Source organism: Microbacterium sp. ZW T5_56 (assembly GCF_044987425.1).
In the GTDB taxonomy this organism is placed as follows: domain Bacteria; phylum Actinomycetota; class Actinomycetes; order Actinomycetales; family Microbacteriaceae; genus Microbacterium.
In genome coordinates this window covers 1-12,912 of record NZ_JBJDRI010000021.1, presented here as the reverse complement: position 1 = coordinate 12,912, position 12,912 = coordinate 1, and the positions used below count along the sequence as shown (strand labels likewise).

Sequence of the window (12,912 nt, the reverse complement as noted above, 5' to 3'; positions counted from 1 at the left end):
AAGAGCGGGTCTCGACGCTCGCGAGTGGCATCGGTGCGAAGCTCGCGCCGGATTGTCGAGTTGCGATCCGCACGCAATCTATGCGCTTAGATCAGTTCGAGTATCGTCCGATCAGGAGGCGGACGCAAGCGGGTCAGCCCAATTCCGTCGAGCCGGATCCGCAGCCGCAGGATTCGCCGAGCACGAGGGTCGTGGGAAGGATCACCGTTCGACCCGTTTCGCTGCGGTTCTCGGCTTCCTCGGCGAGGATCCGCGCCGCGGTTCGTCCCATGTCGGCCATGGGCTGGCGCACGGTGGTGAGGGTGGGGCGGAGGACTCGACTGGCGAGGATGCCGTCGAAGCCGGTGACGATCACATCGGCCGGCACCGAGACACCGCGCCGGGTGAGTTGCTCGATGAGCGCGATGGCGATCTGGTCACTCGCGCACACGAAGGCGTCGGGGAGATTCGTCACGGAGATGTCCGCGATGATCGCGGCGATATCGGGGGCGTGCTGTGTCGCGGTGGCGTCGTCCGCTGCGGTGGCGTCGTTGACTGCGGCGGTGCTGGCCGCCGCGAGTGGCGCGAGTCCGCGGGTCGCGAGCTCGTCCGTGATGGCGATGAATCGCTCCTGGTAATCCGGTGCGGCGAGATCGCCGAGGAAGGTGAGGCGGCGTGCGCGGTGATGATCGACAAGGTGTGCGATCACTGCACGCGCGCCGCCATCGTTGTCGGCCTGCACGCGGTGAAACGCGTCGTCGGCGCTGACCCCACCCATGCTGAACAGGACGATCGGCACCGTGCGCACGACCGATTCGAGGACGTCGGCCACGCCGCTGAGCCCGGCGCGACTGGGGAAGACGGCCAGTCCGTCCACGCGTCCGGCGTGATCGGTGACGTCCTGGGGTGTGCGCGGGTCGTTGCTGATGTGCACCGATCGCCCGCGCTGCCGGCACTCCAGCTCGAAGCCGCGCTGGACTTCGTCGACATAGAGGGGGAAGACCCGGGGGTCCGGCGGGCCATCATCGACCGGGATCGCCGCTGGGGGGGAGAGGAGATCGGACTCGGTGAGGAGATCGAACGACTGCAGACCGAGCACGCCCGTGCCGCCGCGAGCGAGACCGCGCGCGGCACCGCTCGGCACGTACCCGAGTTCACGCGCCGCCTGCAGCACCGCCTCCCGCGTGCTGTCGCGGACCTCGTCGGGACGTCGGAACGCGAACGACACCGTCGCCGTGGACACCCCCGCGAGCTTCGCGACGTCGTACACCGTGGGTCGGCGTGCCATCACGTCTCCCCTCGTTGTCGTTGTCCGTTGTTTCGCCGCGAGTCGTCGACGAGACCGACGTCCTGACGCCGGCATCGTACTCGCGTCGCGAGCGATGCCCGCTACACCCGCGGTGCGAGTCATGCGGGCGATGCGCATGCCGATCCGGTCGCGTCGATCCTACGCGTGCACCCATCACCCGCGAGACTTCCGAACGTGGGCGAGAATCGGCGCAACGCGCGGATTCTCGCCCACAGACGGAAGTCTCGCGGGTGCTCACTCCTCGGGATCGGTGGGGTCCAGGGGTGCGTGGTGGTCGAAGTCGGCGGCGCCGCGGCGCCAGTAGCCGTCGACGATCACCTGCTCCTTGGGCAGACCGAGCTCGCGACGGAGGTGTCGGCGGATCGGGATGAGCTGTGTGGCTTCGCCCGCGGCCCAGACGAACGTGGACTCGTCGATCGGGGCGAGGGTTGCCAGCGCCGCCAGCGCGCTTTCCGCGTCACGGCCCACGACATGCACCGACGCGGTGGTCGAGCCGAGATAGTCGGCCACCCAGTCGCCGTTCCCGATCATCGCGATGACCTCAACCGCGACGGATGCCGGCAGCAGTTCCAGCCATCGCGTCACCGCGGGCAGAGCGGTCTCGTCCGCGAAAAGGATGACGCGAGACGCATCCGCGGGAACGCCCCGCGAGCCGCGCGGCCCGGCGATGCGCGCGGCGTCGCCGACGCTCACGGACTGGGCCCACGCCGCTGCCGGACCCGGATCGGCGTGCGTGTAGAAGTCGAGCGCGAGCTCACCGTCGCGAGGAAGCGGCGTGAAGTCGCGCAGGATCACGGTGCCCGTGGGTTCGGCATCCGGGCGTCGGGTGTGGATGACGCCGTCGGTGTCGGGGAAGAACACCTTGACGTGGTCCGCGGGCCCCACGCTGGCGAATCCGTCGAGCTCCGCTCCGGAGAGCGTCACGCGGATCATGTCGGGCGCGACACGCTGGACGCGCGACACGGTCAGGGATCGGCTGACGAGGTCGTAGCGGGTGACTTCGCGGTGAAAACGCGGCTGAACATCGGTCATGCCTCCAGCTTAGGGTGACCTAACTTCGGAAGGATGGTTTCCGAAGAGAATTACAGGTGTACTATTCCATCTGTACTAATTGGAGGCGATCAAACGATGAGCACACGACCCGTGCGCCCGCTCGGGATCATGATCCTCGCGCTGTTGGGCGAGCGAGACATGCACCCGTACGAGATGATGCGGCTGCTGCGCCATCGCCGGGAGAACCGGCTGGTGTCCATCCAGACCGGAACCTTCTACAACCAGATCGCCGGATTGGTGCGCGACGGATGGATTGCCGAGGCGGGAACCGACCGCGAAGGCAATCGCCCCGAGCGAACCACCTATACGCTGCTGCCGGCGGGTGCCGCGGAGATCGCGAGCTGGGTGCGCGAGCGCCTCGGCTCCACCGATCGCCCCGACGAATACGCGGTGGCACTCGCGGAGGCTCACAACCTGCCGCGCGAGGAGGTCGTCGTCCTGCTGGGGCAGCGCATCGACCAGCTCACCACGCTGCGTGACGAGTACCAGGGCGGCTTCACCGGCGCGCTGGCGAAACCCGTCGACCGGCAATATCTCGTCGAGCTTCAGCGTGCGATCGCATTGCTGAACGCCGACATCGCATTCACCGAATCCCTTTGCGCGGATCTCGCGTCGGGCGCCCTGCACTGGGGCGCGCCGTCGGAGGTGCACCGTGCTTCTTCGCACTTCATTCCTGGAAAGGACGACGCATGACCGCGTCCGCACCCGTGACCACCGGTTCCAACCGGGTGGTCAAGCCGTGGCCCGCCCTCTGGGCTCTGGTCATCGGATTCTTCATGATCCTGGTGGACACCACCATCGTCTCGGTGGCCAACCCCGCGATCAAGGCGGCCCTGGATCCCGACACCAACAACCTCGACAACGTGGTGTGGGTCACCAGTGCGTACCTGCTGGCGTACGCCGTCCCGCTCCTTGTCACCGGCCGGATGGGCGACCGCTTCGGGCCGAAGAACCTCTACCTGTCGGGCCTGGTGGTCTTCACCCTCGCGTCGCTGTGGTGCGGTCTGTCCGACTCCCTCGGCATGCTGATCGCCGCTCGCGCGGTGCAGGGTCTCGGCGCCGCGCTGATGACGCCGCAGACGATGACCGTCATCACCCGCCTCTTCCCGCCGCAGCAGCGCGGTGCGGCGATGGGACTGTGGGGCGCCACCGCCGGTGTCGCCTCGCTCGTCGGCCCGATCGCCGGTGGTCTGCTGGTGGACAGCTGGGGCTGGTCGTGGATCTTCTTCGTGAACCTTCCGGTCGGCGTCATCGCCTTCATCGCCGCGTGGATCCTCGTGCCCAACCTGGAGCGCCACGCGCACTCCTTCGACATCCCCGGCGTCATCGTCTCCGGCCTCGGCCTGTTCCTGTTGGTCTTCGGGCTGCAGGAGGGCGAGAAGATGTCGTGGGACGGCTGGGTCTGGGCGATGATCATCGGCGGCATCGCGTTGCTCGTCGTGTTCGTGATCATGCAGGCGCGCACCAAGAACGAGCCGCTCGTGCCGCTGGGGCTGTTCCGTGACCGCAACTTCTCCGTCGCGAATCTCGCGATCACCACGGTCGGCTTCACGGTGACCAGCATGGTCGTGCCGTTGATGTTCTTCGTGCAGGTTGCCCGGGGTCTCGACCCCACGCAGGCCGCGCTGCTGATGATCCCGATGGCCGTCATCTCTGGTGTGCTCGCACCGTTCGCGGGCAAGCTGCTGGATCGGACCGACCCCCGCGTCCTGCTCATCCCGGGACTGCTGCTCGTCGCGATCGCGATCTTCGCCTACTCGATGACCATGAGCGTCGACACCCCGCTGTGGGTGTACCTGATCATCGCCGGTGTGATGGGCGTCGGCCAGGCCGGCATGTGGGGTCCGCTGGCCACCACCGCCAACCGCAACCTGCCGCGCGCGCTCGCCGGTGCCGGATCGGGCATCTACAACACCACACGTCAGATCGGCTCCGTCATCGGATCCGCTGCGGTCGCCGCGCTGATGCAGAGCCGCCTGGAGGCGAACCTGCCCGGCGCCTCGGAGGGTGGTTTCGGTGCCTCCACCGGTCCGATCCCGCCGTCGGTGGTCGAGCCCTTCGCCACCGCGATGTCGCAAACGATCCTGCTGCCCGCGTTCGTGCTACTGATCGGCGTCGTCGCGGTGTGCTTCATGCAGCGTCCGTCGTCGATCCCCGCCGCGCGCTCGTAACGCCGCCCCACGCCCGCGAAACACCCAAGCAAGTCCGAGAAACCCCGCAACGCGGGGTTTCTCGGACTTGCTTGGGTTTCTCGGGTGTCAGTCGCCGGCGACGCGCGCGGCGATGTCGTGGCGGTAGTGCGAGCCCTCCAGGCCGATGCGCTCGATCGCCGCGTAGGCGGCCGTGCGGGCCGCCGAGAACGAGTCGCCGGTCGCCACCACGTTGAGGACGCGGCCACCGGTCGCAGTCAGCGCTCCGCCGGAGTCGTTGGTCGCGGCATGCGCGATGTGGACGTCGGCGACGCTCTCGGCATCGGCGAGGCCCGTGATCGGTCGACCCGTGACGGGGTTCACCGGGTAGCCCTCGCTCGCGAGGACCACGGTGACGGCCTTGCGATCGGAGAACTCCGGACGCCCCTCATCCTCGAGGGTTCCGGTGGCAGCCGCGAACAGCAGCCGTGACAGGGGGGTGGTGAGGCGGGGGAGCACCACCTGGGTCTCCGGGTCGCCGAAGCGGGCGTTGAACTCGATCACCTTGATGCCCGCATCGGTGAGGATGAGGCCCGCGTACAGCAGCCCGATGAACGGGGTTCCGCTGCGGTCCATCTCGCGGATGACGGGGAGGGCGACGGTCTTCTCGACCTCGTCGACGAACGCCGCTTCCGAACCGAACTGCTCGGCGAGCCACGGCAGCGGAGAGTACGCGCCCATGCCGCCGGTGTTGGGGCCGGCGTCGCCGTCCTCCGCGCGCTTGAAGTCCTGCGCGGGGCTGAGCGGACGCACGGTGTCACCATCGGACAGGAAGAACAGGGAGACCTCGGGTCCGGACAGGAACTCCTCGATCAGGACGGGTCCGCCCGGAAGATAGGACTCCGCGTGGGCGACGGCAGCGTCGCGATCGGTCGTGACGATCACGCCCTTGCCCGCAGCGAGACCATCGGCCTTCACCACGTACGGGGCGCCGAACTCATCCAGCGCCGCGGTCACCTCGGTGGCGGATGCGGCACGCACGGCGCGACCGGTGGGAACCCCCGCGGCCTCCATGATGCGCTTGGCGAACGCCTTGGATCCCTCAAGCGCCGCGGCGGCCTTGCTCGGACCGAAGACGGGGATCCCCGTGGCGCGGAGGCGATCGGCCACGCCGGCGATGAGCGGAGCCTCGGGACCGACGACCACCAGATCGATGCTGTGCGTCTGCGCGAAGTCGGTGACGGAGACCGGGTCATTCGCATCGACGGGGACGATGGTGGCGTCGCGAGCGATGCCCGCATTGCCGGGGGCGGCGAACAGCTCGTGCTCGGCGCTCTCTGCACGCAGAGCGAGGACGATGGCGTGCTCACGAGCACCGGAACCAAGCACCAGGATCTTCACGCGTCCCAGCCTATCCGGGGGCGCGCCGCGCGTTACCGCACGTGCGTTCTCGTGTGAAGCGCAACGTCAGGGGCGCAACGGGAGCAGCGGCGAGAGATCGGCGCGCACGCCGGAGGCGCTGATCAGCCCTTGCCCGTACAGCTCCGCCCAGGACTGGGCGCCCGTCGCCAGGGCGATCCAGGTGTCAGCGTCCGTCTCCACGACATTGGGTGGCGTTCCGCGCGTGTGGCGCGGACCCTCGATCACCTGAACGGCGCCGAACGGGGGAACGCGCACCTCGACGGAATTGCCGGGGGCCTTCTCGGCGAGCAGCTGCAGCAGATAGCGCACGGCGGTGGCGCGATCCGCGCGCGCGGTGGAGCCGTCCAGCACCGCGGCGAGCGCTCGGCGGCCGATGATCGTCTCGATTTTCGGGGTCGGCATACTGCCACGCTAACCCCGGCCACAGACGTGCCGATTCGAACAAAGGTAAGGCATGCCTTAGTCTTATGAAGATCCCCCTTCTCGATTCGGAGTCGTCATGCGCTCGCTCGCCGCTGTTTCCTCGCGCCCTCGCACCACGGGAAGGCGCGCGATTCCCGCCCTCCTGTTGGCGGCCGCTCTGGGAATCGGCGGCGGCTCCGTGATCACGGCGACGCCGTCGGCAGCGGCGGTCGCCCCGGGCGCATGCACGGTGGATGCGGCGGACCTCACCTGGGGTTTCAAGGAGTCCTTCCGCTCGTACATCTCCGGAACGATCGCCAACGGCGAGTGGCAGACCGACGGCGGCGCGAGCTACACCACACCGAGCTTCTCGTTCACCGCGGGCACGGGTGATTACGCGCCCGACACCGCGACCGGCGCAGTGTCCTTCCTGGGCGCGATTCACTTCACCGGTCACGAGGGCCTGCTGCAGACCAGCGTGTCCGCGCCGACGCTGCAGCTCACCGGCCCCGGTTCCGCACGCCTCCTGCTTGACATCTCCAGCGTGCCGATGGACCAGGCGCTCGCGGGCGACAACACCGTGCACACGGCCACCCAGGTGCCCTTCGTTGAGATCGATCTCACCTCGGCCACCGTCACGCGCACCGATGCGGACGTCACGATCGCGGGAGCGGAGCTCCCCACCGCGATTACGCCCGAGGGCTTCGCGGCATTCGGCAACTACGACGCTGGCACGGCTTTCGATCCGATCGCGCTGACCGTGCACGCCACCTGCGCTCCCACGGAGGTAGCGGTGGAGGCGGAGTCGACACCGACCGCAGAGCCGAGTGAAGCGACCGCCCCGGCCCCGACCCCGACTCCCGCGACCGCCACCCCTGTGACCGACGCGTCGGCAGACAGCAGCTGGGTGCCGTGGGCCATCGGTGGTGGCGTCGTCGTGTTGCTCGCGGCCGCAGGGACCACGCTGCTCGTGCGTCGACGCAGCGCGAACCCGACCGACGGAGACGACCAGCGCTGATGCGTCGCCTGGCCACCGCATTCGCCGCCGCCGCGCTGCTCCTCTCCCTCGCCGCGTGCACGCCGGCCGCGGGCGCAGACGCTGGCGGGACCGACACCGCGTCGGCGACGCAGCGCGTGCCGCTCGCGGAGGTGACGCCACTTGCCGATCCGAAGGCGTTCGAGGGGCCCAGCACGGCTCATTTGCTCGGCTCCGCGATCGAGCCGGTGACGAACGATCCGGCGCAGAGCCTGCCTGCCACGGTGGTGTCGCACGATCGATCCGGCGACGTCGGCGTGACGGTCACCGACACGTCTCGCGTGATCGCGATGGACATCGCCGGCTCCATCGCCGCCACCGTGTGGGGGCTGGGGTTCGGAGACACGCTCGTCGGTCGCGACATCTCCTCCACCTTCCCGGGCGTCGAGGAGCTGCCGGTGATCACCGGCAGCGGCCACACGATCAACACCGAAGCCGTCATCGCCCTGCGTCCCACCCTGGTGATCACCGACGGATCGATCGGTCCGAACGATGTGGTGACGCAGCTGCGGGACGTCGGAATCCCCGTGGTCTTCATCGAAGACACCGCCTCCTATGACGGTGCGATCGACATGGCGCGTGCCGTGGCTGCCGTCTTCGGCGCGACGGAGGCGGGGGACGCGCTCGCGCAGCGTACCGCCGACGCACTCGCCGTCGCCCGCGCGGAGATCGCGGCGCTGGCGCCGCAGGCCGAGAGCGACCGACTCCGCATGGTGTTCCTCTACCTGCGGGGGTCGTCCGGCGTCTATTACCTCTTCGGCTCCGAGTCCGGTGCCGACCAGCTCATCGAGGCGCTCGGCGGTATCGACGTCGCGGGCGAACTCGGCTGGGGCGGCATGCGTCCGCTGACCGATGAGGCGATGGTCTCAGCCGATCCCGACCTCATCCTCGTGATGACCAGCGGGCTGGACTCGGTAGGCGGGGTCGACGGACTGCTGCAGGCCAAGCCGGCCATCGCCCTCACGACCGCCGGCCAGCACAAGCGCATCGTGGACATGGCCGACGGCGAGATCCTCTCCTTCGGACCCCGCTCCGCCGAGGTGCTGGACGCCCTGGCGCGCGCGATCTACGCTCCGGACGCATCGTGACCAGTACCGGTCTCGCCGCACGTCGTCGGTCGCGGATCGTCATGCTGTTCACGGCGTCCGCCGCACTGCTCCTCGCCGGCATCGTGCTCTCGGCCGGTCTCGGACAGCTCGTGATCGGACCCGCCGAAGTGGTCGGCTCCCTGCTGCGAAGCGTCGGAATCCCGAACGGATGGGCGCCGGATGACGCCCTCATCGAGCAGACGCTGTGGCAGATCCGCCTGCCACGCGTGGTGATGTCGCTCCTCGTGGGAGCGCTGCTCGCCGTCGCCGGTGCGGTGATGCAGGCGGTGTTCGCGAATCCGCTGGCTGAACCCGGCGTCGTCGGCGTCTCCTCGGGAGCTGCGCTCGGAGCTGCGGCCTCGATCGCCTTCGGCCTCACGTTCCTCGGCGGGTGGACCACCGCGGTGTTCGCGTTCGCGGGAGGACTCGTCGCCACCTTCGTGGTGTATTCGACCGCCCGCGCTCAGGGGCGCACCGAGTCGGTGACCCTGGTGCTCACCGGCATCGCCGTCAACGCCTTCGCCGGCGCCGGACTCGCGCTGCTGATGACGGTGGGGGATTCCGGATCGCGCGAGCAGATCGTGTTCTGGCAGCTCGGCTCGATGAACGGGTCGCGCTGGGGCGAGGTGGGTGTCTCCGCGCTGGTCGGCGGTGCCGCCGTGATCGCGGCGCTCCTGCTGGCACGCCAGTACGATCTGCTCGCACTGGGCGATCGCACCGCGGCGCACCTCGGCGTCCGCGTCGAGCGGCTGCGCATTCTGTCGATCGTGCTGGTGGCCCTCCTCACCGGAGCCGCGGTGGCTTTTGTCGGCATCATCTCCTTCGTCGGCCTCGTCGTCCCGCACATCGTGCGGATGATCCTCGGCCCGTCCAACCGTCTGCTGATCGGCGCCTCCGCGCTGCTCGGCGCGGCGCTCCTGGTGCTCGCCGACCTGCTGGCGCGCACGCTGGTGCCGGCCACAGATCTGCCGATCGGCGTGCTCACCTCTCTCGTGGGTGGCCCCTTCTTCTACTGGCTGATCCGCCGCAACCGGCGCCGGGCGGGTGGCTGGGCATGAGTGCGATCACCGCGCGCGGTATCCGTGTGCTGCTCGGCGGCTCGGCCGTGTTGGACGGCGTCGACCTCGACGTGCCGTACGGCCGCGTGCTCGCGCTCGTGGGCCCGAACGGAGCCGGCAAATCGACCCTGCTGAGCGTGCTCACCGGGGATGTTCGCCCGCAGTCGGGAGAGGTTCTCCTCGATGACCGCCCGCTCGATACCTGGACGGCGAAGGAGCTGGCCCGCATGCGCGCCGTCCTCATGCAGTCCAACCAGGTGACGTTCTCCTTCACCGCCCGCGACGTGGTCGAGATGGGTCGAGCGCCGTGGCCCGCATCTGACAACGACACGGCGATCATCGACGACGCCGTGTCTCGGGTCGATGCCTCGCATCTCGTGGATCGACCGTTCCCCGCGCTCTCCGGCGGTGAGAAGGCTCGGGTCTCGCTGGCGCGGGTGCTGGCGCAGAACACCGGGATCGTCCTGCTCGATGAGCCCACCGCGGCGCTGGATCTGCGTCACCAGGAGGACGTGCTCCGCATCGCGCGCGACCTGGCCGCGACCGGCCGGGCAGTTGTCGTGGTGCTCCACGACCTCTCGGTGGCGGCCGCCTACGCGGACGAGGTGGCGATGCTCGCGGGCGGCGCGATCGTTGCTCAGGGCAGTCCCGGCGAGGTCTTCACCGAGCAGCGCGTGGCCGAGGTCTACGGCGCTCCGGTGCGCGTGATGGCGGATCCCGATACGGGCCGACCGATCATCCTGCCGCGTCGTCGCGCCTGATTCTGAGGTTCGCCTGAGCAATTAGTTAGGTTAGGCTAACAAAAGTCTGATGAATACCCCCGACCCTGCGCGCAGCACGCAGGTGCACCAGAAGAGGAAGGTCCTGACGTGAAGACCAGGAGAAGGGCGCCGATCATGCGGGCGCTCGCGACAGCGCTGACCGGCGCGATGGTGGCTGCGGCCGCCATCATCGGTCTCGCTACCCCAGCGGCGGCCGCGGCGGACAACCGCACGCTCACCGCCGTGGCGACCGAGGTTCCCGACACGCGCATCGACGTCACGGTGTCCGGCACGGGCTACGAGGACATCAAGGCTCTGCCGGGTCAGTCCTCGCCGCACCTGTATGCCGCGCTCATCGTGAAGGGCTCCGATCTGGCGAGCATCGACATGGGCGGCTCCGTGCCGAACATCTCCGCCGACATCGCTCCCGACGGGTCCATCTCGGGCACGCTCTCGCAGGACGCGGCGTCGCTGGATCGCGCGCAGGCGTACGAGGTCATCACCTGGCCGTCGCGTTCGCTGCCGACCGCGGCGACCCTGTACGCGCGCACCGACGTGGCGATCAACTGGGACGCACTGTTCCCGAAGCCCGCCGAGGCCACGCAGACCACGCTCGTCGCGAGCGCCGCGTCGATCGTCGAGGGATCCAGCGTCACCCTGAGCGCCACCGTCACTCCGGCTGCGGCCGGCACCGTGACGCTCAGCGACGGACAGAGCACCGCGGTCAGCAACGGCGTCGCCGTCTTCACCGTCTCGCCGGCTGTCGGAACCCACTCGTTCACGGCGTCCTTCGCTCCGGAGGATGTCGCGGCATTCCTGCCGTCCGACTCCACTGTCGCTACCGTCGAGGTCACGGCCACGCCGGTCACGCCGGTCTACGAACCGAAGATCTCGGTGTTCCTCGCCGACGGCACCACGCCGTACACCGGCCAGCCCCTGTACGACGGCGACGCGCTTGTCGTCCGCGGCAGCGGCTTTGACCCGAACGGCAACGTCGGCGGACGCGGCGCGCCGCTGCCCGTCGGTCCGCAGGGCACCTATGTGGTGCTCGGTTCCTTCCTCGCTGACTGGAAGCCGTCCGCATCCGCGCCGTCGAGCACCCGCAAGGTCGCCGATCAGCGCTGGGCGATGTCGCAGGCCGTGCTGGACACGGTCCCTGCCCAGTACCGGTCCACCGTCGAGGCCCAGGCGGCGATCGTCTCCGCCACCGGTGAGTTCTCGCTGACGCTGACCGCGCAGAAGTTCGACACCGCGCTCGCGGGCGGTAACTGGGGCGTGTACGCGTACGCCGCCGGTGGTGTGGTGAACGCGGCGCAGGAACTGTCCGTCGCCGTGGACTACCGCGGTGCGAAGGCGCCGGAGCCCACGGCTACCCCGACTCCGACGGCAACGCCGACGCCGACGGCGACGCCGACTCCGACTCCGACGCAGCCGACCGCGACGCCTCGCGTGACGGTCTCGCCGTCGTCGAACCTCGACCCGTCGGTCGAGAACGTCGTGACGGTCTCCGGTACCGGATTCACCGGTGCGGGCGCCGCGAACGGTGTGTACCTGGCGCTGGGCGAGGCGTCGAACTGGACGTCGGGTGCTTTCCCGGCCGACGGTTGGGTCTCGCTGGGCTGGGTGATGCCCACGCAGCTGAAGAACGGCGCGTTCACGACGACGCTGAAGGTTCCGGCCGGTGCTCTCACGGCGGGGACGTCCTACATCGTGGGCACGTCCGCGGCGCACGGCCTGTCGGTCACTGACCGCACACTCGATACCCGTACTGCGGTGTCTGTGAAGGCCGGTTCCACCCCGGAGCCGAACCCCACGCCGACTCCCACGACACCCACGACGCCGACGCCGACCCCCACCAAGCCGACCCTGCCGGGTACCAAGCCCTCCGTGGTCATCACTCCAGTGGCCCCCCTCGACCCCGCGGTCGAGAACGTCGTCACGGTCTCGGGTACCGGCTTCACCGGTGCGGGCGCCGCGAACGGCGTGTACCTCGCGCTCGGTGAGGCATCGAACTGGACGTCGGGTGCCTTCCCGGCAGATGGCTGGGTGGCTCTCGGCTGGGTGATGCCCGCGCAGCTGAAGAACGGCGCGTTCACCACGACGCTCACGGTTCCGGCTGGTGCGCTGACAGCGGGTACGTCGTACATCGTCGGCACGTCCGCCGCGCACGGTCTGTCCGTCACCGACCGCAGCCTGGACACGCGTACCGCGGTGTCGGTGAAGACCGGCTCCACCCCGGAGCCCACGCCGACCCCGACCACTCCGACGCCCACCCCCACACCAACCCCGACGACGCCGACCGACGGCCCCCAGGTCACCCTGTCGCCGTCCACCGACCTCGACCCCACCGTCGAGAACGTCGTCACCGTCTCCGGAACCGGCTTCACCGGCGCGGGCGCGGCCAACGGCGTGTACCTCGGTCTCGGCGAGGCATCCAACTGGACGTCGGGTGCCTTCCCGGCTGACGGCTGGCTGGCCCTCGCCTGGGTCATGCCGTCCCAACTGAAGGACGGTTCGTTCACCACCACGCTGACGGTTCCGGCCGGGGCTCTCGAGTCCGGAAAGTCCTACATCGTGGGCACCTCTGCGGCGCACGCGCTGTCGGTCACGAACCGCACGCTCGACACCCGCACCGAGGTGTCGGTGAAGTCCGGTTCCACCCCGCAGCCCACCCC

Annotated in this window: 10 protein-coding genes and 1 pseudogene; 7 read left to right on the top strand and 4 right to left on the bottom strand. The window is 69.3% G+C overall.

What is annotated here, in order from left to right:
- Window positions 1–133 precede the first annotated feature (133 nt).
- Together ACI3KU_RS11320 and ACI3KU_RS11315 are read right to left on the bottom strand one after the other, a co-directional pair.
- Window positions 134–1,267 (bottom strand): LacI family DNA-binding transcriptional regulator, encoded by a 1,134-nt coding sequence (locus ACI3KU_RS11320; protein ID WP_404922416.1) that lies wholly within the window; start codon window positions 1,265–1,267, stop codon window positions 134–136.
- 255 nt (window positions 1,268–1,522) lie between these two features.
- Entirely contained in the window at window positions 1,523–2,320 is a 798-nt protein-coding gene (locus ACI3KU_RS11315) for a siderophore-interacting protein (RefSeq protein WP_404922415.1), read from the bottom strand.
- Window positions 2,321–2,449: 129 nt separating this feature from the next.
- Here ACI3KU_RS11315 and ACI3KU_RS11310 point away from each other — a divergent pair, with 129 nt between their 5' ends.
- On the top strand, window positions 2,450–3,034 hold the full coding sequence (locus ACI3KU_RS11310) for a PadR family transcriptional regulator (protein ID WP_404922414.1): 585 nt from the start codon (window positions 2,450–2,452) through the stop codon (window positions 3,032–3,034).
- A complete protein-coding gene (locus tag ACI3KU_RS11305) occupies window positions 3,031–4,512 on the top strand; it encodes a DHA2 family efflux MFS transporter permease subunit (RefSeq protein WP_404922413.1) in 1,482 nt (493 codons plus the stop codon). The genes ACI3KU_RS11310 and ACI3KU_RS11305 overlap by 4 nt, the downstream gene beginning before the upstream one ends.
- 87 nt (window positions 4,513–4,599) lie before the next feature.
- Here ACI3KU_RS11305 and purD read toward each other — a convergent pair whose 3' ends face one another.
- Together purD and ACI3KU_RS11295 are read right to left on the bottom strand one after the other, a co-directional pair.
- Entirely contained in the window at window positions 4,600–5,871 is a 1,272-nt protein-coding gene (gene purD, locus ACI3KU_RS11300; RefSeq protein ID WP_404922412.1) for a phosphoribosylamine--glycine ligase, read from the bottom strand.
- A 66-nt stretch (window positions 5,872–5,937) separates the two neighbouring features.
- Window positions 5,938–6,294, bottom strand: a complete 357-nt coding sequence (locus ACI3KU_RS11295; RefSeq protein WP_404922411.1) for a sterol carrier family protein — start codon at window positions 6,292–6,294, stop codon at window positions 5,938–5,940.
- A gap of 97 nt (window positions 6,295–6,391) precedes the next feature.
- Between ACI3KU_RS11295 and ACI3KU_RS11290 the strand changes: the two genes are divergently transcribed.
- The 5 genes and pseudogenes from ACI3KU_RS11290 to ACI3KU_RS11270 form a co-directional block, all read left to right on the top strand.
- The gene (locus ACI3KU_RS11290) at window positions 6,392–7,312 is read left to right on the top strand and encodes an HtaA domain-containing protein (RefSeq protein ID WP_404922410.1); all 921 of its coding nucleotides are present in this window, start codon (window positions 6,392–6,394) and stop codon (window positions 7,310–7,312) included.
- Complete coding sequence (locus ACI3KU_RS11285) at window positions 7,312–8,418, top strand: hemin ABC transporter substrate-binding protein (RefSeq protein ID WP_404922409.1); 1,107 nt, start codon at window positions 7,312–7,314, stop codon at window positions 8,416–8,418. Before ACI3KU_RS11290 ends, ACI3KU_RS11285 begins: the two co-directional genes overlap by 1 nt.
- A 41-nt stretch (window positions 8,419–8,459) precedes the next feature.
- Window positions 8,460–9,476, top strand: a complete 1,017-nt coding sequence (locus tag ACI3KU_RS11280; protein WP_404922470.1) for a FecCD family ABC transporter permease — start codon at window positions 8,460–8,462, stop codon at window positions 9,474–9,476.
- Window positions 9,473–10,237: a heme ABC transporter ATP-binding protein gene (locus ACI3KU_RS11275; RefSeq protein ID WP_404922408.1), complete on the top strand. Its 765-nt coding sequence runs from the start codon at window positions 9,473–9,475 to the stop codon at window positions 10,235–10,237. Before ACI3KU_RS11280 ends, ACI3KU_RS11275 begins: the two co-directional genes overlap by 4 nt.
- Before the next feature lie 135 nt (window positions 10,238–10,372).
- Window positions 10,373–12,912: pseudogene (locus ACI3KU_RS11270) on the top strand (hypothetical protein); the annotation flags it as partial.

Coding starts and splice junctions, on each gene's coding strand:
- ACI3KU_RS11290 (WP_404922410.1), top strand. CDS start 6,392: ATGCGCTCGCTCGCCGCTGTTTCCTCGCGCCCTCGCACCACGGGAAGG.
- ACI3KU_RS11275 (WP_404922408.1), top strand. CDS start 9,473: ATGAGTGCGATCACCGCGCGCGGTATCCGTGTGCTGCTCGGCGGCTCG.
- ACI3KU_RS11305 (WP_404922413.1), top strand. CDS start 3,031: ATGACCGCGTCCGCACCCGTGACCACCGGTTCCAACCGGGTGGTCAAG.
- ACI3KU_RS11310 (WP_404922414.1), top strand. CDS start 2,450: ATGATCCTCGCGCTGTTGGGCGAGCGAGACATGCACCCGTACGAGATG.
- ACI3KU_RS11320 (WP_404922416.1), bottom strand. CDS start 1,267: ATGGCACGCCGACCCACGGTGTACGACGTCGCGAAGCTCGCGGGGGTG.
- ACI3KU_RS11295 (WP_404922411.1), bottom strand. CDS start 6,294: ATGCCGACCCCGAAAATCGAGACGATCATCGGCCGCCGAGCGCTCGCC.
- ACI3KU_RS11280 (WP_404922470.1), top strand. CDS start 8,460: ATGCTGTTCACGGCGTCCGCCGCACTGCTCCTCGCCGGCATCGTGCTC.
- ACI3KU_RS11315 (WP_404922415.1), bottom strand. CDS start 2,320: ATGACCGATGTTCAGCCGCGTTTTCACCGCGAAGTCACCCGCTACGAC.
- ACI3KU_RS11285 (WP_404922409.1), top strand. CDS start 7,312: ATGCGTCGCCTGGCCACCGCATTCGCCGCCGCCGCGCTGCTCCTCTCC.